This window comes from Puia dinghuensis (genome assembly GCF_014642875.1).
GTDB classification, from domain to species: domain Bacteria; phylum Bacteroidota; class Bacteroidia; order Chitinophagales; family Chitinophagaceae; genus Puia; species Puia dinghuensis.
In genome coordinates this window covers 70,817-93,440 of sequence record NZ_BMJC01000007.1, presented here as the reverse complement: position 1 = coordinate 93,440, position 22,624 = coordinate 70,817, and the positions used below count along the sequence as shown (strand labels likewise).

Here is a 22,624-nt window from a genome sequence, read left to right as displayed (position 1 = left end):
GTCATTATGGATATGTTGGATGACCAACTGATCAGGTTTTGGAAATCACTCAACGAAAACAGCGTTCGATACATAATGGTGGGTGGGTTTGCCACACGGTTTCATGGATTTAACAGAAGTACCGACGACCTGGATATGTGGCTGGAAGATACTGTTCCAAACCGGAGGCATTTAAGAAAAGCATTTACAGAATTAGGATATGGAGACTTTGCCTCTTTAGAGACAATGCAATTCGTTCCGGGATGGACGAATTTTTATATCGGTGGCGGCATCGAATTGGACATAATGACAAATATGAAGGGCCTGGAGCATATTCCCTTTAGTGAATGTCTTGAAATGGCCTCTATTGCTGACATGGAGGGTATCAAAGTTCCTTTCTTACATATCAACCACCTTATAGCGAATAAAAAGATCGTTAACCGGCCTAAAGATCAGGTTGACGTTATTGAATTGGAAAAGATCCGAAAAATCAGAGAAGAAAGCAATTAGCAGGGAATTTACTTCACCATCACAGTACCAGGATGAAAGGTCCGCCAGGAATGCCAGAATTCCTGGTAGGCCTGCACCGGCTGTAACTGCGCGCCCTTCAGCGGCCCGTCAGTACAACTGCCGCTCGGCTGCCAGGTGCTCCGGGTAGTGATATCCCGAAGCGTCTTCGAGGCACTGTCATACTGGAAGCTCAGACTATCGTTATAGGATAAAGCATAAAAGGTCTTGTTGTTGGAATCGATGGTCAGCAACAGGTGCAGCTTGCCGATAGTGTCAGGTATAACCCTGTCCCTTATCAGGCTATTCCAATCATACGCCTTGCTTCTCCCTCCTGATTCGATGCCGACCACCCAGGATTTGAATTGCCACGAACCGGGATCTCTTTTCTCCAGGTTATTTTTGATCGTGCCTTCATCATAGCCTTTCAGACTGTCATATTTGCTTTTGAAGTACGGATCTGGTTGCAAGGTTTGATTGTTGGGATGTAATGTCTGCCAATCACCCAGCGTCATCTGGGCGGAAGCGATCTCTGGCAGTTGTTGCCCTTTCAGGGGGCCGGTAATTGCTTTTCCTGTGGCCTGCTGCCACCAGCTGCGGGTGTCTGCATCTTCAAACATAGCGTTGAAATGGTCCATGCCCACCAGCCGGAAAGCAGCATACTTGCCTTGTACAAAGGGGCTGTATACCCGCCCGGTGCGGCAGACGGTGCAATAGGTGACCAGTATCGGCTGTCCGCCTACCGTATCGCGTACCTGGTGATGATAACCAATAATTTCGATGGGATAGGCTTTGGCTGCTCCATGTAAGGCAACGCCGATGACCAATTGGTCTTTGTTGGTACTGTCCGTGGCGAATTGCTTTACCCTGGGTTGATAGAACATTTTATCGGCGAGGAACCTAAAGTTGAACAAATAGAAAACTCCACCATAAACCAGCAGTACCAGGATAAGCGTCATCTTCTGCCAGACTCTTCCGCTGCGGAGATAGAATAATAGCGGCCAAATCACCAGGGCCAGCGCGATGATCCGCAACCAGATGATATTCCTGTCCAGGAAATAGGCGAAGCCAACAGTATCATGCTGTTGGCTGCCAGGGAAGGGCATGATAAAGTAAACACGCAGTATCTCGAGAGCGAAAAGAAAGATCAGCCCCGTCCACAGCAGAAATGACTTATTCATACGTGGAATTTACTGTTTTTCCGGCAATAAACTGTTGTATCTTACGTTATTGCACCACAACAAACGGTCCTGTCCTGATGAAACCCTTCATTATCATTGTCGCCCTGCTCATAGCTGCTGTCCTCGGCTGGTATATTTTCAACTACTACCAATCTTCCAATTCCAAACCGGTGGTGGTCAACACAAAAACCACGGATACCATGGTCATTGTACGGGACTCGATCATCAATGCAGGAGTCTACGATTCGATCCCCTCCGGGTTCTACCAGGGTATGCTTCCTTGTAAGAACTGTGACGGCATCCAGCGGACGATCCTGTTTACTGATAATGGCCATTACAAAATGGAAGAGCTCAACTGGGGCAAGGGAACTCCGGCCAAGGCCGTCGAAGGAACCTGGGAAAAAGAGAAGGAAAAGGGGCATTTCAGATTGTACGAAAATGACAAGCCGATCGCAGAATACCGCCTTTCGAAAGACAGCCTGATCAATACGGAGAGTTATGGGGCGCAGATACCGGACTCTCTCTCGCATCAATATGCCCTGTTCCGTAAGAATACGGCGCCGGAAAACGCCTCCTGGAAAAAGCGGCGGTCCGAAGGTGTGGAGATCCTTGGTACCGGCGGTGATCCCTACTGGAGCGTGGAGATCGACAAGGATAAATACATCCTCTTCAAGGCGCCGGCTATCCAACGACCGGTTATCGTGCCCATCGAAAAACCTCAGCCGACAAAAGACAGCCTTGTCTATTCCATCAATACCGACGGCGGCAATCTGCTCAAAGTATCCATTGCGCCAGGTTTCTGCACCGATGGACTCAGTGATCATATCTACGAATACCGCATGTCCGTCACTTATAAGGGGCAGATGTATAAGGGTTGTGCGGTTTCGTTAGATAAGGAGACCATCGGGGGGAAATAAGCCCCCCTCACGGCTTCAACGACAGCCTCATACAATAAAAAACAGTCGTCCCTTCTTACAATAATAAACCGTGTTTTCACCCTTAGGCCAAACCGCACCTGTGCCTTATCTTGCGGTCCAATACTTTAACACCTAAACTACATTTCCAATGAAACGAACCATCCTCCTTGGCGCACTCGCGCTCACGACTATCTGTTTTTTCTCCTGTAACCAACCAAGCACCGAAAAGACCCCGGCCCCCGCTCAGGCCCTGGCGCCCACAGGCGGCACTCACGGCGGCGGCCAGCCCGTTCCCTGGGGGCAGATCAAGCCCTGCCTCGATGCCTATCAGGCAGTGATGGCCCAATACGGTATTACGACGGACAATCCCCGCGTACCCATCACCAAATGCCCCGACTCCACCTTCCTCATCACGCTTAGCGAGTCCCTGCACGCCGACAGCCTCGTCGCCTGGCTCCAAAGCCAGATCAACGAATATGATTCCGCCGGTAAAGGCGCCAACCTCAACTTTGTCATTATGCCGGGCATCTGTACCCGCGCAATGCTGAGCGCCGTCAATGCCCCGGACACCAATGCCACCGGCCGCATCAGCTACTTCATCATCGCCCGCACCCGCACCGGCAAGACCAGCGCTCTGACGGGTGACCCCGGCTCCGGTTATGAAGTAGGCGGCATCCAACCCTAACCGCATCACCGGCCCCGCCACGGCCGCCCGATTCCGGGCCTACTAACCATAACCCCTATCCCTGCCCATTGACCCATGCAATTTCTGTATTTTCAATATTTCCAGCTGTTCAGCCTTTTGATCGCCATCGTGTGTCGCAAAGGGCTGAACAGTTTTTCCCTCGGCATCCTCATCCCTATTCTCCTTTTGGACAATGTTACGGAAACCGTGGGCGTCAACTACACCCGCATCTTCCACTCGCTTGACAATTATTTTGTATATAACGTATACTATGTCCTCTCCACACCGCTTTACCTTTATCTCTATGCCTCGATGCTAAAAGGCGATCGCCGCGAACAACGCCGTCTCTTCTTCACCGGCGTAGCCATCGAGACGTTTATCCTCGTCAACTATTTCTTCATCCAGGGCCGCGCCGAATTCAACACCTTCACCGCGCTGCTCGTCGGCGTAGCGAACATCGTCCTCTCCTGCCTCGTCCTCACCCGGCTGGCCATCCGCAAAGACGACGGATCTAATTTGGTGCTTGACCCTATTTTCTGGATCAACGCCATGATCCTCCTTTTCAGCCTCGTCTCCATCATCGTCCTCGGCATGCTAAAATATATATCCCTCAACCATATCCAATTCGGACGCAAAAGTTTGTATTTTGCACTCATGGAAGCGGCCAACGCCGCTCTCTATACCGGCTATAGCGGCGCCTTTCTACTATGCCAGACGCAAAGGAGCAAATAACCACAACCATCCTAGCAGTTATCCTAGTATTGCTGTTCTTCGGCGTATTGTTCATCGTGATGCTCTGGTACTACAACTATCGCCGCCGCCAGACGGCCCGCGAGAAAAAGGCGATGCAAGACCAGTTCGATCAGCAGCTGATGCAGACCCGCCTCGAGATCCAGGAGCAGACCTTCCGCTATCTCAGCGAAGAGATTCACGACCACGTCGGGCAGCTGCTAAGCCTTGCTAAAATTCAGCTCAGCAGCTTCAGGGAAGAAGAACCCATCGATTTCCCCCTCCTGAAGGACGCCGGCGCCAACGTCGCGCGCGCACTGCAAGATCTCCGCAGTCTGGCCAAGGGTCTCCATGCCGGTCACATCCGCCATTTCAGCATCCGCGAAGCCGTCGACGAAGAAGTACAGCGCATCCGCAAAGCCGGTGGCCTCACCGTCTCCGTCACCTCCGAAGGCGCCGAGAAAAAAATAAAGGATGACAAGCAGCTCATCCTCTTCCGCATTATCCAGGAATGTCTTCAAAACTGTCTGAAGCACGCTTCCGCCACTAGCATCAACATCGGCTTCACCTGGTATGCCGAGCAGCTCCGCGTCCGGGTCCGCGACGACGGCCAGGGCTTCGACGCCGACCGTGTCCTCCAGCTACACACCGGTGGTCTCGGCCTCGAGAACATCCGCAACCGCGCGCGACTCACCGGCGGCTCGAGCGTGATCTACAGCCGTCCCGGGGAAGGGACGACTGTCACGGTGCAGATACCGTATGAATAAATCGCAGCTCTCACGGGCAGGCCATTGCATCCTGCCGGGCTTACGACTTTTTGTAACTATACAGATGCAAGATCGGGATATCGAATCCAATGAAGATATTGAACCGCTCGGTCAGGAAAGGCAGGGTCGAATTGGCCTTCTCGGTCACTCGCTTGAGCCGGGGACCCCATTGCAATCCGGCGCCGATCTCCATCGGCAGGTTGAACTTCTTATGGGCAAACAGCGGAGCGTCGTAGATGATGGAAAAAGATGGCGCAAAAAGCTGTCCCCACTGGATGGTCGATTTGATGGAGTTGGTATCGGTAAGCTCATAGCTGAAAATGGCGCCGACGTCCAGCAGGCCGGCAAAAGCCGTAAAAGCCCCACCCTTGCCATGGCAAAGACCAACGCTAAACGCCAGGCCTAGTGGCGCCGATATTCCCGTCTCGGTCGTAGGAATGGAGGTGCCGCTATATTGCTTGTTCCAGCTATGATAGACATTTACGTAAGCGTTGAGGCCCAGTGTGATCGTATTTTCCTTTTGCGCCCGCGAACTGCCCGGCGGCAGCGCAAAGGCATCCAGGGCATTGGCAACATCCTGTGAATTCTGCGCCTCCGCCACGGCGCCGATGAATTGACCGGACGTATTCAGGAAGCGAATAAAATTCCCGACGCTGTCCGAAGCTTTCTTATCCGCTGCCGCGGCAAGAATAGAATTCATCAATTGCACCCCTCCGCCCAGCGCGGTGGCATACCGCTGCTGCGCAATGGCATAGACAATCGAATCAAGGTTGCCGATCATCGGCATGCAAATAGCTTTGATCTCTTTTATATGGGCTTGCAAGGCATTGGCGGTGTCTCCATACACCAGGTCTACACCGGTCTGCGTCAGATCGAATATATAATCGGCCACACTCCCAAAGGCAGTTATATAGTTGATCAGCTGAGGCGTCGGCTTCGCCTGCAGCGCAGTGCTCAAAGCGGCTGCCACCGCCGGCTCATTGCTTATCTCCTGGGCGAGATTGTAAATCGGTCCCCAATCATTAATGAGCCTGGCCGTGTCGGCTACCAGGATATCATGAAAGTCGTAAACCCTGCCGTTGATGGTAAACCGGATGCCGATGGCGTTTTGCGTCACCATTCCCAGAAACGTCTGGTAATAGGCTTTGTTTTGCAATAAAAGGAAGAGCTTGTCCTGACTAACCCAGCCCTGCTTCGCTTTGTTGCCTGTGCGAACCTGGATATCCCGGAGACTGTTGGAGACCAGGGTGACCAGGCGAATAAAAGAAGAATAAGAGCTGATGCTGGCGGCATCGTTCAAATAGGGCTCATTCCCCAGCCGGTAGAGTACTTCCGGCAGGGCAACGTTCTGGCGAAGCATGTCTATCATGTCGCAGGAGGCAAAAAGCAGCACCAGCGGCGGATGATTTTTGATCATGTCTTTGCACCACTGCAGGGTGGTAAGGGTGCTAACATTGCCCAGCAACCCGGAAATATCCGTCTGACAGGCATTTTGTATGGCCGTATAGGAAGATTTGTACTGGGCCAGTTGAAATTGCTGCAGGGCTTTCAGCGTTTGCGGGAAAAGAATGCCCACCTCTGGATGCTTCTTTTGCAGATAATCGACCAGTAGATCGATGAAATTGTTCTGAAACTCCTTGTTTACCCTGTTGATGAGTAATTTGGCCACCCCTTCTGCAATGCTGGTGGCATCCCAGGGGTTCGCCCCTCCAATGCTGCCAACGCTGATAGCCTGCGACCCGGTGCTGAACATGTCAGGTATGTTTAGCGTTAGCGCCGGAGAGCGATTGCCGGCTATGCTGGGGCCCGCTGCATTTGGCTTAAAGAAATAGGGGTTCTGCAACGCCAGGTTCCAAACGGCATCGTCAGACAGGCCTTCACTACCCCAGGTATTTCTTCTTAGGATTTTCGTCAACACAGATCTTTGTTCTCTTGTGTCGGAACCAAACTTATTTGCTTTCAAAATCGTCGTCAAAGAATCTTTATTAGTGGAAGGACCGTATAGTATTTTGCCCGTCTCCGCTTCAATAAGAATATAAGCATATTGTTGCGGCGCCATTTCATCAGGAAGGTCATCGTCATCCGCCGCAGATGGGCCCGAGTTCTTCCCGGTAGGCGCGCCTCCGGCACTGCCGCCCCTGCCCGCGCTGTCGGCCGGAATGACCTTTCCTGCGATCAACGGGTAAGCCTTGTAACCGTTTAGGGCATACAGCAGCTCGACCGCGTCGTAATAAGGGGACTGCACCATCTCTTCGACGGGTTTACGCGGTTTAGGCGCCGGCTTGTCCGTTGCCGTGTCGCTCTTTTGATCAGTAGTTTGTTTGCCGCCCTGTTTCGAAGGGGTTTGACCGTTCGACCGGAGGCAAATCATCGTAAGGATAAGAAATAATAGCCCTAGCGGGAAGAAGGCTTTCCGTTTCATGGTAAATGGTATTTATGGTATTTATGTGTGGATTTATACGGCTTGTGTTCCTATCGACCGGCTCCAGAAGCCGCCGTTGTTGGCAAAATTGGACGTCAGATAGTCGTAAGGGGCCCAGTAATTGTTAGCAGCAGGGTCGCCGATCAGCACATTGTCGCCATCGATGCCGTACAGCAGCACGTAATGGGCCACCGTAATACCGTTCCAGTTGATCTGGCAGCAAATAGGATATCCGCCATTGAGTTGATGAATGATTTGGTTTGGATTCAACGCCTGCGGAATATCCCAGGCGCCGTTATGGGTCACGCTTTTCAACACATAACCCAGATCCTGCGGCTCATCGCATTGCGAATAATCGGCCGCGTTATCTGCAGTGACGATGGAACATACCGGGTTCACCGCCATAGAAGCAACATCGGCCTGCCGCAGACCATTCAGGTTATTGTAATAATAGAAGGAGACGGTAGAAGCTACGGCTGCCCAGCACCACTGGTCCATCAGCTGTTTTTGCATTTGAACTCCGGTTAATATCATGACTTGGAATTTAGGGCTTTCTCAATCGCGGGCGGAAGCCCGGCCGGCGGCTGGGTAGCGATCTCGTTGTGATAGTGTATCGGCAGCTGCATCGCCTTCAGGGTCGTGGAAGCCTGGAATGAACCCTGAGCAACCGGCCCCGGATTCGGGGATACAGGGGCCGCATTGGGCCCCCCTGGCAGCATAATAGTGGGGGTTCTTACGCCGGGCGCCTGGGGAAAGGTCGATGGCCAAGGGTTTCGCGCGAAAGGATTATTCTCCGCCCAGTATTGCAGGGTCTTTGCGCCAAACGCAATGCCCAGCACGCTGATCCACCCGGCGTTGAGGACAAGACCCTGCATACCCGCGTCGGTCCATCCCGTCCGCACGGCAAGCGCAATAAAAGCGGCGACGATCATAAACACCGCCGCCCTGGTGCTCGAGACCTCGCCTTTGGAAGAAGACCGCAACATGCTCGGGAAAATAAGCGGCCAGGATATCGTTATCAGCAGCACTGAAAGGGCCATGACGGTAGCCTCGTTCGTTGGCTTGACTGGCCCTATTCCAACCGCAGCCTTTTGCCCGGCGGGCAGCTGCAGGGCAACGGGCGTGGGGACGCCGTTTTGCAGGGTATTGCATCCAACACCCAACATGCTCACCAATCCTATAAACAACAGTACTACACCGGTGATCTGGAGGATACTCATCTGCCGGTTGGGTGAGACAAAGTAGAATTGTCGTGACATGGATGACGATTTTCAGCACAAGCTAACATTCGGCGGTTCGCCTGACAACGGGAAAAACACCCCTTTATCTTTATCAACCCCAAATACGGGAAAAACACGGTGCCGTGACAATAAAGTCTGCACTACCTTTCTCCAGGCCATAGGCGATTCGGCGCAACGTATGAACCTCTTCACCAAAAGCATATTATTCGCGCGGCGGTTGTCGATCCTCTACCTCTTCCTGGGTATCTTCTCGATATTCTTCGGCATATTCTACTACCGGTATATTCCGGGCAACCAGGCCGAGCTCAACAGCCGCGGGTTTCGTATCCTCAACCAGCTGGCGAACAATATGACGGCCCGCAACGCCAATCTCGCCGATGCCTTTTCCAATATTGCCAACTGCCACTGCATGCCATCCGAGCAAAAGCGCCTTGACCAGCAGATCGATGAGTATATCCATTTCCACACCGATACATCCGGCAGGCGCCATCAGCGGCGCCAGGACTCGCTGCATCTACGGCGTCAGGACTCGCTCCCCGACGGCCCCCAATTACAATTTCCACCGACTGAACCTCCCCGTCTATCCTATGGTATCGATTCGACCGATCGCGCCATCATCAAAATAGCGGACTTCCTCGAACCCGTCCTGGCGGCCCGGGACGATCTGTTCGACACCTATGTGGTGCTGCACAAAGACTCGTCCCGGCAGGACAGCGCCCATCAGCTGAGGGTCGTCTACCTCAAGGACAAGATCAGCGCCTCCTTCGCCATCAACGTCGACTCCGCGCTTTCACTGCAAAAGAATACCGATCTGTCCACCACCAGCACGATCCTCATCGGCGGCGAAAGCTATCTGCTCTTTTACCAGCCCTTCCAGCTGGCCGGTTCGACACTGGTGCTGGGCGGCCTCATCAGCAAGGCGGAATACGACCGTCAGGTAAAGAGCCTGCCCACGTCCTTCGTCGTCGGGATGATCCTGGTGATCCTGCTGGGCCTCACCATCCTGCCCTTCCTGAAAGTATTCTTCCTCAGCCCGCGCGAACGTCTCCGGAAATGGGATCTCCTCTCCCTCGTCCTGGCCATCTACCTGGGTTGCGCCGTTTGCATCCTTGCAGGTGATTATTTCCTCGCAGACTTCTCAGCCGAAAGCCTGGTCGAAAGTCGTCTGCACAAAATTTCCATACAGCTCGACAACGATATCCGGCAGGACCTGCGCCTCGCCGGCCGGCAGCTCGAATCGTATATCGCCGCCTACAGGCGCCTCGACGGCCCGCTTCACCTGCAAAAGGTTTTGTCTTATAAGGACACGGATCACATCAAAAAAGACGCGGTCGACCGCCTCTTTACCCCTACCATCTATCCGCTGGTGACAAGGGTCGCCTGGTTCGACTCGACAGGGATGACGATGGCGAAATGGAATCCCTATACCTTTATTTCTCCCTTCTCCCCGGTGAAGGATTATTCTTTTTTCCGCCAGCTGTGCCAGAAGGACCCGGACGATACCAGCCTCGTGCTCACCGCCGGGAAATCCAATATCACCAGCGAATTCCAGCTCTACCTCGCCCGGCGGCTGCAGGAGGAGATAGACACGGCGGCAGACACGAATATCAACGCTTTGCCGTTGCGCAGCTTTGGTATCGTGGTGGCCTTCAACCTCCACAGCGGGCTCCACCCGGTATTGCCCAGGGGATATGGGTTTTGCCTGGTCGACACTCGCACAAAGGGGATATTGATGCATTCCGATGCCCGGCGCAATCTGTCCGAAAACCTCTACGCCGAGACGGACAACAACGAAAGGGTAAAGTATGCCATAGACCTCAGGGCTGGCGCTTTTGTCGATGATGTGCGCCTCTACGGCTCGGCTTACACGTTCTATGTGCACCCGCTCGCGGGACAGGAGGTGACCCTGGTCGTATTTTACGACAAGAGCAGCCACTTCGGGAATATCTTCCGGATGATCCACTTCGGCGGCGAGTCGCTGTTATATCTCTTCCTGCTCTTCTGTCTTTGCCTGCTGCTCTCTACGGCCCTCGCCAATCGTCCCTCCAAGCTCAGCTTCGAGATCAATCCCGTGGAATGGGTACGCCCCGTGCACCAAAACCAGCCCTCTTACGATTTTACCCAATGGTATTTTCGGGGGTTGCTGGCCGTTGGCCTTGTTTATTCCCTGCTGCTGCCCGTCTTCGGCCTGGATATTCGCATCGCCTTTTACATCAGCCTCCTGCTGCCCTTCTATGCGCTGTGGGGATTCCTGGCCAGCCGGCGAAAAGTAGTTCCTCTGTTCACGCCCGATGATCCGGTATTCACCGAATGGCAGTGCAGCAGCAATTGGCTGCCGCAACGCATGCGGCCCAACCGCAATTGGGGCCTCAGACACTGGTCGGTGCAGCTGATCAGCTGTTCACCAGCCGTGGTCATCACCATCGTCCTGCTCAACTGGCTCATTTTCCGGCTCATCGCCCGGCCGGACTGGGATCACGGCCGATCCGTCGCCATGATGGTCATCTTCTTCCAGGGACTGGCGCTGGCACTGATGGTCTACCGGTATTGGCAGGTCTTCATCAGCAAACGCTATCTGCCGGGGGAAGCTCCCGGAAGATCCTTTTCCCGCCTGTATGTCTGCTCTGCCTATTATTCCTTGCTGGTATTGATCGTCCTGCCGGTGCTCGGCATCCTCTGGTACGCATGGACGGTAGAGAAATCGCAATTCATCCGCAGCGATGAATTGTACATCGCCGGCCGCAATACCGTGCATCAGAAAAGCATCGCCCGCGACATTCGGATCAACCTGAAAAAGACCGTCCTGGGTCAGCTGGAACAAAAGGCGGATTTCACCAACCGGCTGCTGTACGATAGCCGCTACCTCGACGGTGAGACGATCACCGGCATCCCCGATGGCTGGCGTACCATGCTGGCGGCGCCTTCCGTGCATGACCCCGACCAACCCTATATTATTCTGTTGGACGAACTCTTCCTCGTCACCGCGGGGGAATACAAGAGTTATTCGATCGACCAGCGGGCGGCAGACTCCACCTGGATCTTCAAGGCCCCTTCATCCAATAACATTTGCCTGTTGCAGAAAGTGCAAAGGGACTCCGCCACCGGCCTGGGCTTCACCGCAGATTCCCTGCTGCGGGATTTCCAGGTCTGCTCGCCCCGGAATAAATCGCTCTTTTCTTTCCGCGATCTCGGCCTCTTTCATTGGTCCCTGCTGTTACTGGCTATCGTCTTGTTCCTGATGGGTATCCCCAGGCTCATCGCCCTCACGGCCAACCGCATCTTCCTGCTGGATTTTCTCCGGCTGCCCATTCCCGCAGGTGACAATATCCTGGATGATTTCTTCCCCAATGGCGTATTCCCGGTGCCGAATTTTCTCCATGGCCCTTCAGGGCAGCGGCTGCCGGTTCCCGACCAGGAAGAGCATATCCTCCATACGATGCTCGATCACCAATCCACCTTCAAGTCTATTTGGAAAAAGTTGTCCGGCGAGGAACGGTATTTCCTCTTCGATTTCGCCGGCGACCGCTACACCAATTACAGGGATGCCGGGTTGCTGCTCCGGCTCCTCAGAAAAGGGATCCTGAAATATCAAAATAATGAATGCATGCTCTTTGCCATCAGTTTCCGCGAATTCATCCTGCAGAAAAGAGGCTCGCCGGCTATCAAAGGACTGAAAGAAAAATATGCCGTCCCCGGTGTCTGGGCGACTATCCGTATCCCCGCCCTTATCATCATCGCGGCCTGCGCAGTAATGCTCGTCATGACCCAGGAAAGCATCTCTCACCGCATCACCGTCGCCCTCACCTCCGTGGGCGCCATCATCCCTGTGGTGCTGGAGCTCACCAAAAAATTCGGCAGTAAAGGCACCGCCTGAGGCCCCATTTATCCCTCCTGCGTATCACCCGCCGCCTCCCGGGCCGGAAACTCGTGGGCACCCCACCCCGTTAAAAAACTGCTCTTTCCGGGTGAAAACACGGTGCGTCCACCCGCCAATTTATCCTTACTTAGCACCGCGAAAGGGCTGCGCCACGATCGCGAAAGGGCTGCACCTCGATCAGTACCATTTACCATTAAACCTTTTTTGACTCCTAAACTCTGCCCTTATGTCTATGAGCGTCATGTCCATAATTGACTTCAACCCACCATAACCAACCCGGTACGGATTGCATACAATACCAATCCTACCCTGGTTTTGAGCGAAAGCTTCTCGAAAAGGATGTCCCGATATCCGTCCACCGTCCGCGGGCTTACCCCCATCTTATCCGCGATCTCTTTATAACTAAGTTCGGTACACGTCAGTCGGAGAAATTCGATCTCCCTCTCGCTGAGAGTGATCGAGATCATTTGATTAAGTGTCCCCTCGGGATTGTCGAGATCGTTGACAAGGCGGATCAGCCGGGCGTTGATCATCTCCGAATAATAATAGCCCTTCTCCTGGATGTCAAGCAAGGCCGCATGCAATTCGGCCGGATCGCTGTCTTTGAGGATATAACCCCTTGCCCCATTGCGCAGCATCCGGATGATGGAATTCTCCGAATCGTACATCGACAGGGCAAGCACCTTCACCTGCGGGAATCGCTGCTTGATACAAAGCGCGGTGGCATAACCATCCATCTGGGGCATGTTGATGTCGAGAAGAACAATAGAGGGAATAAGTCCGGCCTCCAGTTGATCCATACACTGCTTGCCGTTGTCGGCTTCGAAGAGGACATCATGTTCAAAGCTCCGGATGATGTTCGCCAATCCGGCCCGAAGCATCACATGATCATCAACCAGCGCTACGGAGGGCTTGATGTTATCCATATGAAAGGTTATCCCGAAAGTTAAATATAAAAATTGAAAGTATGTCAAACCTTGATCTCGCCGAACCTGCTCCTAAGAACACCATGATGCAACTATTCCAACCTATCCTGGCCCGCAGCCCCGAAGGCGGCCATCCCCAAAAAGATGTGCTGCCCCTTAGCCAATTCCTCGCCCTGCTGAGGGAAGAAGAAGACTATTGGCCGGGCGAACAAACGCAGCTGCCAAAAATGATCACCCGGCTCCGCAAGATCTTCTATGACAAATGGGGCTGGAACAAAGAACTCATCTGCCGGGCCGCCCCCATCGAATGCCGTTACCAGGTGACCATCACCGGGACCCCACCCAACGATGAAACGGGTCAAAGCCGCATCCGCCGGACAAGACATTATAAAAAGAACAACGAAGTAGAGAAATACCGCCTCGTCACCTACCGTGCCGACGACCGCGTCTATGGGAACACCCGCGTAGGACAGGTTCCCTTCATCTACCAGCACGACCACCAGGAAGTGCTGCTGCCCGACGGAACATACTGCGACATCGCCCATGTCCTGGCGGGGCTCGACGCCTGGAATAATCCGCAACTCGTATCACCGCTGCCTCAATGGCTAAGTTTCCTCCATGCACTGGTTCCGCACTGCGACTCGAATATGGACCTCGTCACCTGGTTGGGCGATATCGCCACCTCGGCCGAAGATTTTGTCTTTGCCTATCTGCGCAACAACAAGCATCCCCTGTCGGAACACACCGAACAACATTATGTCTATGTCAATGCCCCGGGCTCGGACATGCTGGGTGACATCGACTCCTACGCCATCGCCAAGAGCTACGATCTGTCGGGGGCCAGCGGTAAACGCCTGACGGATATCCTCGAAGATTATTATACCGGACCGGGCCGTCCTTACTACGCTCAACGTCGTTACACCCTCTTCAGCGAGGCCGTCGGGCTTCAATGGGACGGCAGGAAATTCGCCAACGAAGAAGCCTGGATCAAAAAATACTACCCACAGCTGCGCGACGCCACCACCTTTATGATCTTCAGCCTCACCGAAGAAGATGTAAAAAGCATCGCCCTGCCTTTTGAGGTCTGGTGCGGCGCGTACAAAGACGTGGCAAAATGCGAGCTGCTGCTACGCCTCTTCCTCAAGGCCCTCCAGGCGCTCATCTGACAGGGCCCCTAACAGGGCCGCCGGACACCCTCATCTGAACACACAAGCACCAAAACACCCGAACATCCGATCACCCGAATCGATCCGATCACCCGAATCGATCCAACAACCTGAACACCCAATCACCTGAACCATGTCTACAACCACCCTCTCTTACGTTGGCGCCCACAAACTAACCCTCCAGCAGCGGGTCCTCTGCCTTATTGGCCTGCTGCTGGCCCTGTTGTTCGGTCCCTATATCGCCGTCTACTTCAAAGACGGTGGTATCCCGGATAAATTCTTCAACTTCCCCGCCACTACCCCTGGCGATGTGAAACCCGCTCCTACCCTGATCATGACCGTTGGTATCTCCGTGCTCTTCATCGCAACGATGCTGTTGTTGATCGTTCCCCGGCTCTTTGGTTTCAAAAAACCGCCCCCCATCGCCAGGGCGGCAAAAAGAAAGGCCCGCGCCACCCTGCCCTCCTGGTTCTACATCGGAGGCATCGCTTTCGCCGGTACCGTCGTCTTCACCACTCTCCACCTGCAAAGGCCCGTCTGGCTCAACGACTGGTCCCTGCTCCCCCTCTGGTGGGGATTTGTTTTGGTTTTGGATGGCATCGTCTACTACCGCAACGCCGGCCGGTCGCTTGCCGCGACGGCCACCACCGAACTCATCGCCATGGGCGTCCTCTCCGTCTCAGGCTGGCTCCTCTTCGAATATTTCAATTTCTTCATCCGGCTCAACTGGTACTATCCATTCTCGGGACTCCTCCATCATGACAAATTCCTCATCTATGCCGTGCTGGGCTCTTCCGCCTTTATCCCGATGGCTTTCGAATGGTACCAGCTGCTCTGCACCTTTCCCGGGCTGGCGGTGAAATACAAATTCGGTCCCAAGGTGGTTTGGCCCTTGTGGGTGCGTATGACGATATTGATCGTCGCATTGGCCGGCCTGGTGGCAAGCGCCTTCTATCCCAACGATCTGTTCTTCATCGTCTGGCTTTCCCCCCTGATTATCCTGGCTATCGGGCTTGGAATGCTGGGCATCTGGACTCCTTTCATCTCGATAAAACAACGGGGCGACTGGTCCTTCCTGCTGGTGTTCGCACCTACCTTCCTCTTCCAGGGGTTTGTCCTCGAGGGCGCCAACTGGCTCAGCGTGAAGCACCTGGCCAACGGCGAAGCCAGCGGGTTCAACCCCGCATACTGGCACTATTGCATACCTTACGTCAACCAGATGCATATCTTCGAAATGCCACTTCTGGGGTATTTGGGGTACATCCCTTTTAGTGTATATTGCTGGATATGGTTCATCGCCATGGCATTTCTCATGGATATCCCTACTACCTTCAGCCTGTCGGAAGAATATAAGTAGCTGCTACGAACATGAAGAAAACTCTCTTACTACTCCTGATTGCCACCTATGCTTGCCCGGCCACCGGCCAGCCCGGCAACCCGACCACGGACGCCACTCCCGCCCAAGTCATTTCCTGGACTCCGGGCTCCCAACACGCGAATATAGGCAGACAGGTCTCGATCCTCGAGGATAAGACGGGCGCCCTTACTTACATGCAAGTAAGTACCCCGGCCTTCCAAAAAAGCTTCACCCCCTCGCAGCAATCCGTCCTTCATTTCGGCTTCACCAATTCCATCATCTGGCTCCGCTTCACCATCGACAACCCCACCGCCGACAGTCTCCTGCTCGAACTGAACCATGCTTTCATCCCGGAGGCCGATTTGTATATACAAAACATGGATTCCGCCAAAAGCATACCCCCCCCAGGGGCCGTCATCCCCCCGGGCCGCGGCTCCACCACCGGCGACACCACCACCGGCGGCTCCAACACCGGCGACACCAACACCGGCGACACCAACCGGCAGGCAGGCGACCCCACCCGGCAGGCAGGCCCCCCGGCGGCCGGGGCCGGAGGGTGGACCGTCTACCACTCAGGCTTCCACGTACCCCTCGACCACAAGCTCGTCATCAACGCCTCCCAGGTCTTCCCCATCCTCAGCGGCCGGCACGACTACTACCTCCGCATGCAACCCTATGCCCACGCCATCCCGGTATCCCTATGGGAGAAAAGCAGCTTCTTCCTGAAGGCCAGCCGCCAGAAACTCATCTACGGCATCTATACAGGGCTGCTGCTGTTTGCGATTGCCATCAATATCTTCCTCTTCTTTTTGTTCCGGCGATGGTATTATCTCTACTATTCCATCCTCGTCTTCTTTTATATCCTCAGCTCGGCGCTGGTGATGGAAGGTTTTGCCGTCTATTTCTTCCCGGACATCGATCTCATGTTTTGGTATCGCCTCATCCCGGTGCTGGACATGCCCGCGCTGATCATCTACTGTCTTTCATTTCTGGAGGTGAAGCGCTACGATCGGCCCCTGTACACCTTCTCCCTCACCGCCTGCGGCTTATTGTTATTGTACGCAGCCCTTCTTCCCAGCCTTCCCCTGATGCCTGTTTACATCGCCAACCAGGTGCTGGCGGTGGCCATCTTCGTCCTGGCGATCACCATCGGCATCCGAACGGGGCGGCGGGGTAACCGCCTGGGATATTATTTCGTCACTGCTTATTTCATCTGGTTTGTGCTGATCAACCTCGAGCTGGTGTATATCCACACCGGCGTGCTGCCCCACATCGGGGAGATCAGCTATGTATCACTGGCCATCTTCATCGAAGCTTTTCTGCTGGCCTGGCTGCTGGTCCAGCGATTCCGGTGGGAGCAACAGGAAGACCACCGCCGCGAGTCCGAGATGCAGGATCGGATCAACCGAATGCACCGGGAGTTTCAACATGAGATCCTCAGCTCCAAGCTGGAGATACAGGAGCAAACTTTTCAGGAAATAAGCCAGGAGATCCATGACAACATTGGTCAAATTCTCAGCCTGGCCAGGCTGCACATCGCCACCATGGATGACGCCGGCAACACGGTGCTGGCGAACAAGATCAGGGATTCCAAGACCCTCGTCTCGAAAGCCATCCACGATCTCCGCCATCTCTCTCACCGTCTCAACACCGACTATATCACGGAGGTGGGCTTCGACGTTGCCGTCAAACGGGAGATCGACGCCATTGCGCGATCGGAGGCCTATGAAACAAAATTCTCGGTCGAAGGGAAGCCCTATCGGTTCGATCAGCAGAAAGAGCTGATCCTTTTCCGCATCGTTCAGGAGCTGCTCAACAACATCCTCCGGCATGCCCACGCGAAGACCATCTCCGTGAGCCTCAGCTATGATCCCGCGGCCTTACTGGTGATGATACAGGACGACGGCCAGGGCTTCGATCGCGGCGCCCTCGACTCCCGCGGCGCCAACGGCAACAGCACGCTCGACTCCCTCGACACGCCGGGAACCAACGGCAACGGTCAGGGTAGCAAGGGCGATCCGGGCAACGGCAACGGCCATGGTGATCCGGGCGAAGGTCACGGACTCGGCATCAAAAGCATGTACCATCGCGCCAGGCTCATCGGTGCCGGCTTCCAGCTCACCAGCACCGTCGGGGCGGGCACTACAGCCGCGATACATTTACCCTATCCTTCAACAGCCGAAAACATACCTCCTACAACGACAAAAGGCCTTACGCTATGACTATAGATAAGAAAGCAATATCCGTGGTATTAGTCGACGACCATATCCACTTCCGCAACGAACTCGCCACCCTCATCGGCAGCTTCGCCGAATTCGTCGTGCCCTGGCAGGCCGACAACGGCAGGCAGCTCGTCGAACGCCTCACACAAACCCCCGCCCCCGACATCGTTCTGCTGGATGTCAACATGCCCGAAATGGACGGCTACGAAACCGCCGCCTGGCTCCGCACCAACTATCCCGGCGTAAAGGTGCTGGCTTTGTCGATGTATGACAGCCAAAAGACCATTACCCGCATGCTCGATCTCGGCGCCCGCGGCTTCGTCCTCAAAGACGTCGAGCCCGTCGAGATCCGCGCCGCGTTGCTGGATGTGGCGGAACAATAGCGTCTCCCTTCGGGCCGGGCTCTCCGCTTAAGTCCTCGCTTCGCATACGCAAAGCTCCGGGCTGCCGCTGCGATCCCTGACGCAGCCCCCTACCCAATCAACCCTACCGACATCGCATGTGTCGTGATCTGCGCCAGCGCACCCACCACATCCGACACCTGCCGGATTCCCGTCGCAAGCTTTCCCAGCCGCGCGCTCGTCGTCTGCATGGTGGCGAGCAACGTCTGTAGCTGACTGTTGGTCGCATTTACCTGATCGACCATTGCCTGCAGCGTCTGATGGATCAGGGTGTCCTGCAGCGCTGAAAGGTCGTCGATGGCCTGCCCGATCGCATCAGCCTCCTGAGGAGTAAGCGGCGGAGTGAGCGTGCCGTTTTCGAGCACACCCTGTAATTGTTGTATCTGGAGGTTCACCTGCTTGAGGGCGTTCAAGGTTTCCGTGTTCATAAAGAGAAGGTTTTAGGGAGTGGAATATATTTTGATAAAATGGGGCCCAACGGCTGTACATCGGTTATCAGCTGCTTCGTCTCGTCGATCACCCCCGCAAGATCTTTCTTCTCGCGAACAGCCTTTACCAACGCCGCATGCGCCTGCGCGAGGCTCGCCGCCGCCTTCATCACCTGGCTGCGCAGGTCTTCTGCACTCTGCCAGTCGCTGACGCCGTCATAATAGAATTGGAGGCCCTGGTATTTGCGCAACGTCATCCCCCTGGGGGCGCCATTCATCTCCGAAGCGATCATACTCCGGGCATCCCGCGTCCACCGGTCGCGATCGATACTCAGCAGCTGCTGCATACCCACATCCAGCGCATCGGCCAGGTTCTTCGCCGTCGCCTGAACGAGGGTATCCGCTGCCAGCACAAATTGCTTCAACGCCTTCGTCTGTTTTCTTTTCGTCAGCTTCTCACCGGCAAGCAGGATCAGTTTGGAGAGGTCGCTGCCCAGGCTGACAGGCAGGGCCGGATGTACTTTCTTATTGTACAGTGCAATGACATGATCGAGATTCCCGCCCAGGTCGGTGGTGGGTCCGCTGAGATCCGACACAAAGTCCGGGCTGCTCAATTGCGCCAGCAGCGACCCATACTGCTGCAACAGCTGAAGGGACAGATCGAATTTCCCGGCCATGTCGATATTGCTGTTATACGTCGCCCGGGCCCGCTCTAATTGAGAGAACACCAGCGCGGTATCGGGCTGGCCGGTAGCATCCAGCAGCTCGACCCTTCGGTGCAGGTCGGCATATTGCTTCACGACGGCGGATGGAAAAGCGGAGTAGGCCTTTGTCGTGGTGGCGAAAGCGTTGATGTTCTTCACCTGGCTGTCCGTCAGCACGGCGCAGCCGCTAAGCACCAGACATAGGGACAGGCACCACAGGCCAGATCTGATAAAGGGGAGCATATCAGGAATAGAGGTTTAGGTTGGCTCCAAAATTAGCATAAATCAGCTTACCTTTATGGACAACCTTTCTTATGCCCGATAACGTTTCCAACAACGCCGCCAACACTGTTTCCGGTAACACTGGCACCAACGACACCGGTCGCACAAAGGGTCCCGAAGAGCTCGAACTGGAAAAACAGGCCGCCATGGCCAGGTTGCGGACGGACATCACCAAAGGACAGGCGGATTCGCAAAAAGCCATCGCAGAAGCAAGCAAGGCCACGGCCGAGGCGCAGCGCGACCTGCTGCAACCACCGAACGTTACCACATTGGCCGGCAATATCACCAGCGATGGAACATTTATCGAAAGCCGCATCCTCGCCCGCAAATCCCTCGGCACTGCGGTTGCTGCTCTGGGTGAGGCGCTGAAGAACGACCCTTTCTTTCAAAATAAGACCGATATCCGCCTCGCACTCTACAACGCCACCGATCTTCCCGTCATCGAGTTATATGTAGGGCTGAGTAGCCAGCTATTCACCCTTGACAAACAGTTTGAAGCCGCCAATACCAACATCAATCAATTGCTCGACGCCCTGGTAGCGGCAGCAGCCACCGCGACGACTGTGGCGCCGGAAGCCCCCGACATGGCAAAAAAGTTCGATCTCGAGAGCCTTCCTGCCATCCCCTTCACACCCTCTTTGGCGCCGGCAGCGGGCCTGGGTGCACTGGGTGCAAACCCCATAACGATCGCCTACGCAGGGCAAGCCATTATACAAACGGTGATGAGCCTCGCCTCCCTGTTTCGCGTCAACACCAGCTATAACAATTTCGATCTCCCCGTCGAAGACGTCGCGTTGGCGGCCGAATTCAAAAAAGCTATCCCCATCGGCTGGAAGCTCTGGCATCCCGCCATGTTTCCCGCAAACGCCATCGGGCAAACCGAGAGCCTCGCATCCGCGTTTATGTCCCTGCTGGAAAAAGTGCTGGTGCAGTACAACACGGCCGCCGGGCTGTTAATAAAGGTGAATGATAAGATCAGCCAACTCTCTATTGCGCTTGCCACGGAAACCGACGCAACCAAAAAGGTAGCACTACAGCGGCAGCTGGACCAGCTCTCCGCCTGCCTCAACGCCTTGAATGCACTGAACAGCGCCTTCGTCCAACTGCAAGCAATGCTGGCCACCGTGGATACCGCCACCCAGGCAACACCCCTGACGACGCTGCTGCGGGCCGAACGCCTCATCGCGCTGCTAAAGAGCGGGCATACCTACATCGTAAAACTCTCCGCCATATCCAAAGGCAGCAACAAAGTCAGCCAGCGCCTCTGGTCCAGCGCCGTCATCCGCCACAGCGCCGGCACCGAACTGAATTGCCTCGTCTTCTCCCCCGACGGCGAGATCGTCTTCGCCAATACGCAGTTGAACTACACACCCTACCTCAAGCCGGAGGAGATCCGGGTCCGGAGCTAAAGGGGGCGCTCTAGTTGATGCTGACATACTTGATCCCATGTTGTGCGCTGCAAGTGCCGCAACCGGTCGTGGATTTGTAGAAAGCTTTGTCTATCGTGGAATTGACCAGCTCGTCCCAATCTCCGTTGCCCGACATGGCACTCACCTCTTTGTGTAGGGATTCCAGGAAACTGCTGGTATAAAAGCCCCCATCATAAGGATTCACCCAGGACACTTCCGTGGGTCGTGCCGCCGTAGACAAGAGGTTTCCTTTCGAATCGATGAATAATTTGTGCAGCTTTTGCATGTCCGGATAGAAAGCGGATTGAAAGGCTGTGGCGCTTTGATCGCTCACCTCGCGATAGTTGAGGCCAATATTACTATTACACAGATCGCCGAAGATCAGATTCAACCTGGCCCCCTTTTGAACGATACTCGTGTAGACGTTTTCGATGGGGAAACTTTCTTTGGCTTGGAATTCCGAATAATTCAGGGACATCTGGGGCCAGCTGCTTTGCTGATCGTTCCACCTGAACCCATGCCCGCGGTAATAAAAGACGACGATGTCATTGCTGCCGGGATGCAGGTCATTGATCGCATTCAGCAGGTTGGTCTTCGTAAAGTCCTGTTCGGAGTAGATCTTTTCATCTATCGGTATATTCAGCGCCGATGCTATATTCTCAAACTCGATCTTTAAAGCCCTGCGATCGACCTCACATCCCCTTCCGATGCTGTTATCGCGGGTATTGGCCATAATGATCAGGTGGAGGGTGACATCAGTACGCGGACTTACATAATGTGGATTGCCCAGCGTGGTGAGAATGGTATAGTATCTTTCCGTTTTGTCGAAATAATTGTACACGTAGTCCGCCGTAAGTTCGGATGGGTCCATCTTTCGCCAGGTTGCTTCCTTGAGATGGCTGGCCAGGTCATCGCTTTTCAGGTCGTTGCCGTCATAGGTGTATAATTTATCGAAATGCCCCTCCGAATTCACGTTATAGAACAGGAAATTATCGGCTGAATACCCATAATCGGTGGGACCGTAGACGACCCTTGCATCCTGTCCGCCAAGAAAATAATATCTGATATGATCTTCCGTTTCCCCCTGTTTGCCCGTGCATTTATATTCCGCCACCTTATACTTTCCATTCCGATCGAGGTACCTGATCCGCATGATGGCGTCATTGTCACTATAGAAAATAAGGAACCCATAATAACTGATCGAGCCTCCTGTCCATCTGACATCATAAAAGCTTTGTGATCGTGCCGCCATTGCGGTAAGGGAGAAGAATATGAGAAAGAACACCGATCTTCTTTTCATATCGTTGAGGGTTTAGTTGTTGTAGATAGTATGTACCGCCCAGATACTACTAAGTTAGGACAGATTTTAATAGGATGCGCCCGCGTAGACCAATTCATCCAATTTGAAAGGAAACGCCTTCCAC

The 22,624-nt window shown here is 54.4% G+C and carries 19 protein-coding genes; 11 read left to right on the top strand and 8 right to left on the bottom strand.

From position 1 onward, the window contains the following. The first annotated feature begins 6 nt into the window (after positions 1-6). Positions 7-489, top strand: a complete 483-nt coding sequence (locus IEY39_RS27525) for a nucleotidyltransferase (RefSeq protein WP_188937727.1) — start codon at positions 7-9, stop codon at positions 487-489. Between the two features lie 8 nt (positions 490-497). Here the strand turns inward: IEY39_RS27525 and IEY39_RS27520 are convergent, their stop codons facing one another. Further along, the gene (locus IEY39_RS27520; protein ID WP_188937726.1) at positions 498-1,667 is read right to left on the bottom strand and encodes a DUF3179 domain-containing (seleno)protein; all 1,170 of its coding nucleotides are present in this window, start codon (positions 1,665-1,667) and stop codon (positions 498-500) included. 77 nt (positions 1,668-1,744) lie between these two features. Between IEY39_RS27520 and IEY39_RS27515 the strand changes: the two genes are divergently transcribed. The 4 genes from IEY39_RS27515 (at position 1,745) to IEY39_RS27500 (ending at position 4,765) form a co-directional block, all read left to right on the top strand. Further along, positions 1,745-2,584, top strand: coding sequence for a copper resistance protein NlpE N-terminal domain-containing protein (locus IEY39_RS27515; RefSeq protein ID WP_188937725.1), 840 nt, complete (start codon positions 1,745-1,747; stop codon positions 2,582-2,584). A 148-nt stretch (positions 2,585-2,732) separates the two neighbouring features. Beyond that, positions 2,733-3,269, top strand: coding sequence for a hypothetical protein (locus tag IEY39_RS27510; RefSeq protein WP_188937721.1), 537 nt, complete (start codon positions 2,733-2,735; stop codon positions 3,267-3,269). A 75-nt stretch (positions 3,270-3,344) separates the two neighbouring features. Next, complete coding sequence (locus tag IEY39_RS27505) at positions 3,345-4,001, top strand: hypothetical protein (RefSeq protein ID WP_188937719.1); 657 nt, start codon at positions 3,345-3,347, stop codon at positions 3,999-4,001. After that, complete coding sequence (locus IEY39_RS27500) at positions 3,977-4,765, top strand: sensor histidine kinase (RefSeq protein ID WP_188937717.1); 789 nt, start codon at positions 3,977-3,979, stop codon at positions 4,763-4,765. The genes IEY39_RS27505 and IEY39_RS27500 overlap by 25 nt, the downstream gene beginning before the upstream one ends. A gap of 40 nt (positions 4,766-4,805) precedes the next feature. On the opposite strand, the gene IEY39_RS27495 is transcribed toward IEY39_RS27500, so the two are convergent. Genes IEY39_RS27495 through IEY39_RS27485 form a run of 3 tightly spaced genes read right to left on the bottom strand, consistent with a single transcriptional unit; the run spans position 4,806 to position 8,446 of the window. Further along, the gene (locus tag IEY39_RS27495) at positions 4,806-7,187 is read right to left on the bottom strand and encodes a hypothetical protein (RefSeq protein WP_188937716.1); all 2,382 of its coding nucleotides are present in this window, start codon (positions 7,185-7,187) and stop codon (positions 4,806-4,808) included. 33 nt (positions 7,188-7,220) lie between these two features. Next, a complete protein-coding gene (locus tag IEY39_RS27490) occupies positions 7,221-7,721 on the bottom strand; it encodes a papain-like cysteine protease family protein (protein ID WP_188937714.1) in 501 nt (166 codons plus the stop codon). After that, entirely contained in the window at positions 7,718-8,446 is a 729-nt protein-coding gene (locus IEY39_RS27485; RefSeq protein WP_188937713.1) for a hypothetical protein, read from the bottom strand. The genes IEY39_RS27490 and IEY39_RS27485 overlap by 4 nt, the downstream gene beginning before the upstream one ends. Positions 8,447-8,606: 160 nt before the next feature. Between IEY39_RS27485 and IEY39_RS27480 the strand changes: the two genes are divergently transcribed. Continuing rightward, on the top strand, positions 8,607-12,302 hold the full coding sequence (locus IEY39_RS27480) for a hypothetical protein (protein ID WP_188937711.1): 3,696 nt from the start codon (positions 8,607-8,609) through the stop codon (positions 12,300-12,302). A gap of 260 nt (positions 12,303-12,562) precedes the next feature. On the opposite strand, the gene IEY39_RS27475 is transcribed toward IEY39_RS27480, so the two are convergent. Then, positions 12,563-13,231, bottom strand: a complete 669-nt coding sequence (locus tag IEY39_RS27475; RefSeq protein ID WP_188937709.1) for a response regulator transcription factor — start codon at positions 13,229-13,231, stop codon at positions 12,563-12,565. Between the two features lie 41 nt (positions 13,232-13,272). On the opposite strand from IEY39_RS27475, the gene IEY39_RS27470 reads away from it, so the two are divergent. The 4 genes from IEY39_RS27470 to IEY39_RS27455 all read left to right on the top strand — a co-directional run bounded on the left by IEY39_RS27470 (position 13,273) and on the right by IEY39_RS27455 (position 18,359). After that, the gene (locus IEY39_RS27470) at positions 13,273-14,397 is read left to right on the top strand and encodes a hypothetical protein (protein WP_188937708.1); all 1,125 of its coding nucleotides are present in this window, start codon (positions 13,273-13,275) and stop codon (positions 14,395-14,397) included. A gap of 133 nt (positions 14,398-14,530) precedes the next feature. Then, positions 14,531-15,754, top strand: a complete 1,224-nt coding sequence (locus IEY39_RS27465; protein WP_188937706.1) for a hypothetical protein — start codon at positions 14,531-14,533, stop codon at positions 15,752-15,754. Positions 15,755-15,765: 11 nt separating this feature from the next. Further along, positions 15,766-17,976, top strand: a complete 2,211-nt coding sequence (locus tag IEY39_RS27460; RefSeq protein ID WP_188937704.1) for a sensor histidine kinase — start codon at positions 15,766-15,768, stop codon at positions 17,974-17,976. Then, positions 17,973-18,359, top strand: a complete 387-nt coding sequence (locus IEY39_RS27455; protein WP_188937703.1) for a response regulator — start codon at positions 17,973-17,975, stop codon at positions 18,357-18,359. Before IEY39_RS27460 ends, IEY39_RS27455 begins: the two co-directional genes overlap by 4 nt. An 89-nt stretch (positions 18,360-18,448) precedes the next feature. Here the strand turns inward: IEY39_RS27455 and IEY39_RS27450 are convergent, their stop codons facing one another. Both IEY39_RS27450 and IEY39_RS27445 read right to left on the bottom strand, forming a co-directional pair. Further along, positions 18,449-18,805, bottom strand: a complete 357-nt coding sequence (locus IEY39_RS27450) for a hypothetical protein (RefSeq protein WP_188937701.1) — start codon at positions 18,803-18,805, stop codon at positions 18,449-18,451. Continuing rightward, positions 18,802-19,752 (bottom strand): P-loop NTPase family protein, encoded by a 951-nt coding sequence (locus tag IEY39_RS27445; protein ID WP_188937699.1) that lies wholly within the window; start codon positions 19,750-19,752, stop codon positions 18,802-18,804. The genes IEY39_RS27450 and IEY39_RS27445 overlap by 4 nt, the downstream gene beginning before the upstream one ends. 71 nt (positions 19,753-19,823) lie before the next feature. On the opposite strand from IEY39_RS27445, the gene IEY39_RS27440 reads away from it, so the two are divergent. Beyond that, positions 19,824-21,200: a hypothetical protein gene (locus IEY39_RS27440; protein WP_188937697.1), complete on the top strand. Its 1,377-nt coding sequence runs from the start codon at positions 19,824-19,826 to the stop codon at positions 21,198-21,200. 10 nt (positions 21,201-21,210) lie between these two features. Here the strand turns inward: IEY39_RS27440 and IEY39_RS27435 are convergent, their stop codons facing one another. Continuing rightward, entirely contained in the window at positions 21,211-22,500 is a 1,290-nt protein-coding gene (locus IEY39_RS27435; RefSeq protein ID WP_188937696.1) for a caspase family protein, read from the bottom strand. Positions 22,501-22,624: the final 124 nt, after the last annotated feature.

Excerpts from the sequence above, each read along its gene's own strand:
- IEY39_RS27525 (WP_188937727.1), top strand. The coding sequence starts at position 7 with ATGGATATGTTGGATGACCAACTGATCAGGTTTTGGAAATCACTCAAC.
- IEY39_RS27520 (WP_188937726.1), bottom strand. The coding sequence starts at position 1,667 with ATGAATAAGTCATTTCTGCTGTGGACGGGGCTGATCTTTCTTTTCGCT.
- IEY39_RS27515 (WP_188937725.1), top strand. The coding sequence starts at position 1,745 with ATGAAACCCTTCATTATCATTGTCGCCCTGCTCATAGCTGCTGTCCTC.
- IEY39_RS27510 (WP_188937721.1), top strand. The coding sequence starts at position 2,733 with ATGAAACGAACCATCCTCCTTGGCGCACTCGCGCTCACGACTATCTGT.
- IEY39_RS27505 (WP_188937719.1), top strand. The coding sequence starts at position 3,345 with ATGCAATTTCTGTATTTTCAATATTTCCAGCTGTTCAGCCTTTTGATC.
- IEY39_RS27500 (WP_188937717.1), top strand. The coding sequence starts at position 3,977 with ATGCCAGACGCAAAGGAGCAAATAACCACAACCATCCTAGCAGTTATC.
- IEY39_RS27495 (WP_188937716.1), bottom strand. The coding sequence starts at position 7,187 with ATGAAACGGAAAGCCTTCTTCCCGCTAGGGCTATTATTTCTTATCCTT.
- IEY39_RS27490 (WP_188937714.1), bottom strand. The coding sequence starts at position 7,721 with ATGATATTAACCGGAGTTCAAATGCAAAAACAGCTGATGGACCAGTGG.
- IEY39_RS27485 (WP_188937713.1), bottom strand. The coding sequence starts at position 8,446 with ATGTCACGACAATTCTACTTTGTCTCACCCAACCGGCAGATGAGTATC.
- IEY39_RS27480 (WP_188937711.1), top strand. The coding sequence starts at position 8,607 with ATGAACCTCTTCACCAAAAGCATATTATTCGCGCGGCGGTTGTCGATC.
- IEY39_RS27475 (WP_188937709.1), bottom strand. The coding sequence starts at position 13,231 with ATGGATAACATCAAGCCCTCCGTAGCGCTGGTTGATGATCATGTGATG.
- IEY39_RS27470 (WP_188937708.1), top strand. The coding sequence starts at position 13,273 with ATGTCAAACCTTGATCTCGCCGAACCTGCTCCTAAGAACACCATGATG.
- IEY39_RS27465 (WP_188937706.1), top strand. The coding sequence starts at position 14,531 with ATGTCTACAACCACCCTCTCTTACGTTGGCGCCCACAAACTAACCCTC.
- IEY39_RS27460 (WP_188937704.1), top strand. The coding sequence starts at position 15,766 with ATGAAGAAAACTCTCTTACTACTCCTGATTGCCACCTATGCTTGCCCG.
- IEY39_RS27455 (WP_188937703.1), top strand. The coding sequence starts at position 17,973 with ATGACTATAGATAAGAAAGCAATATCCGTGGTATTAGTCGACGACCAT.
- IEY39_RS27450 (WP_188937701.1), bottom strand. The coding sequence starts at position 18,805 with ATGAACACGGAAACCTTGAACGCCCTCAAGCAGGTGAACCTCCAGATA.
- IEY39_RS27445 (WP_188937699.1), bottom strand. The coding sequence starts at position 19,752 with ATGCTCCCCTTTATCAGATCTGGCCTGTGGTGCCTGTCCCTATGTCTG.
- IEY39_RS27440 (WP_188937697.1), top strand. The coding sequence starts at position 19,824 with ATGCCCGATAACGTTTCCAACAACGCCGCCAACACTGTTTCCGGTAAC.
- IEY39_RS27435 (WP_188937696.1), bottom strand. The coding sequence starts at position 22,500 with ATGAAAAGAAGATCGGTGTTCTTTCTCATATTCTTCTCCCTTACCGCA.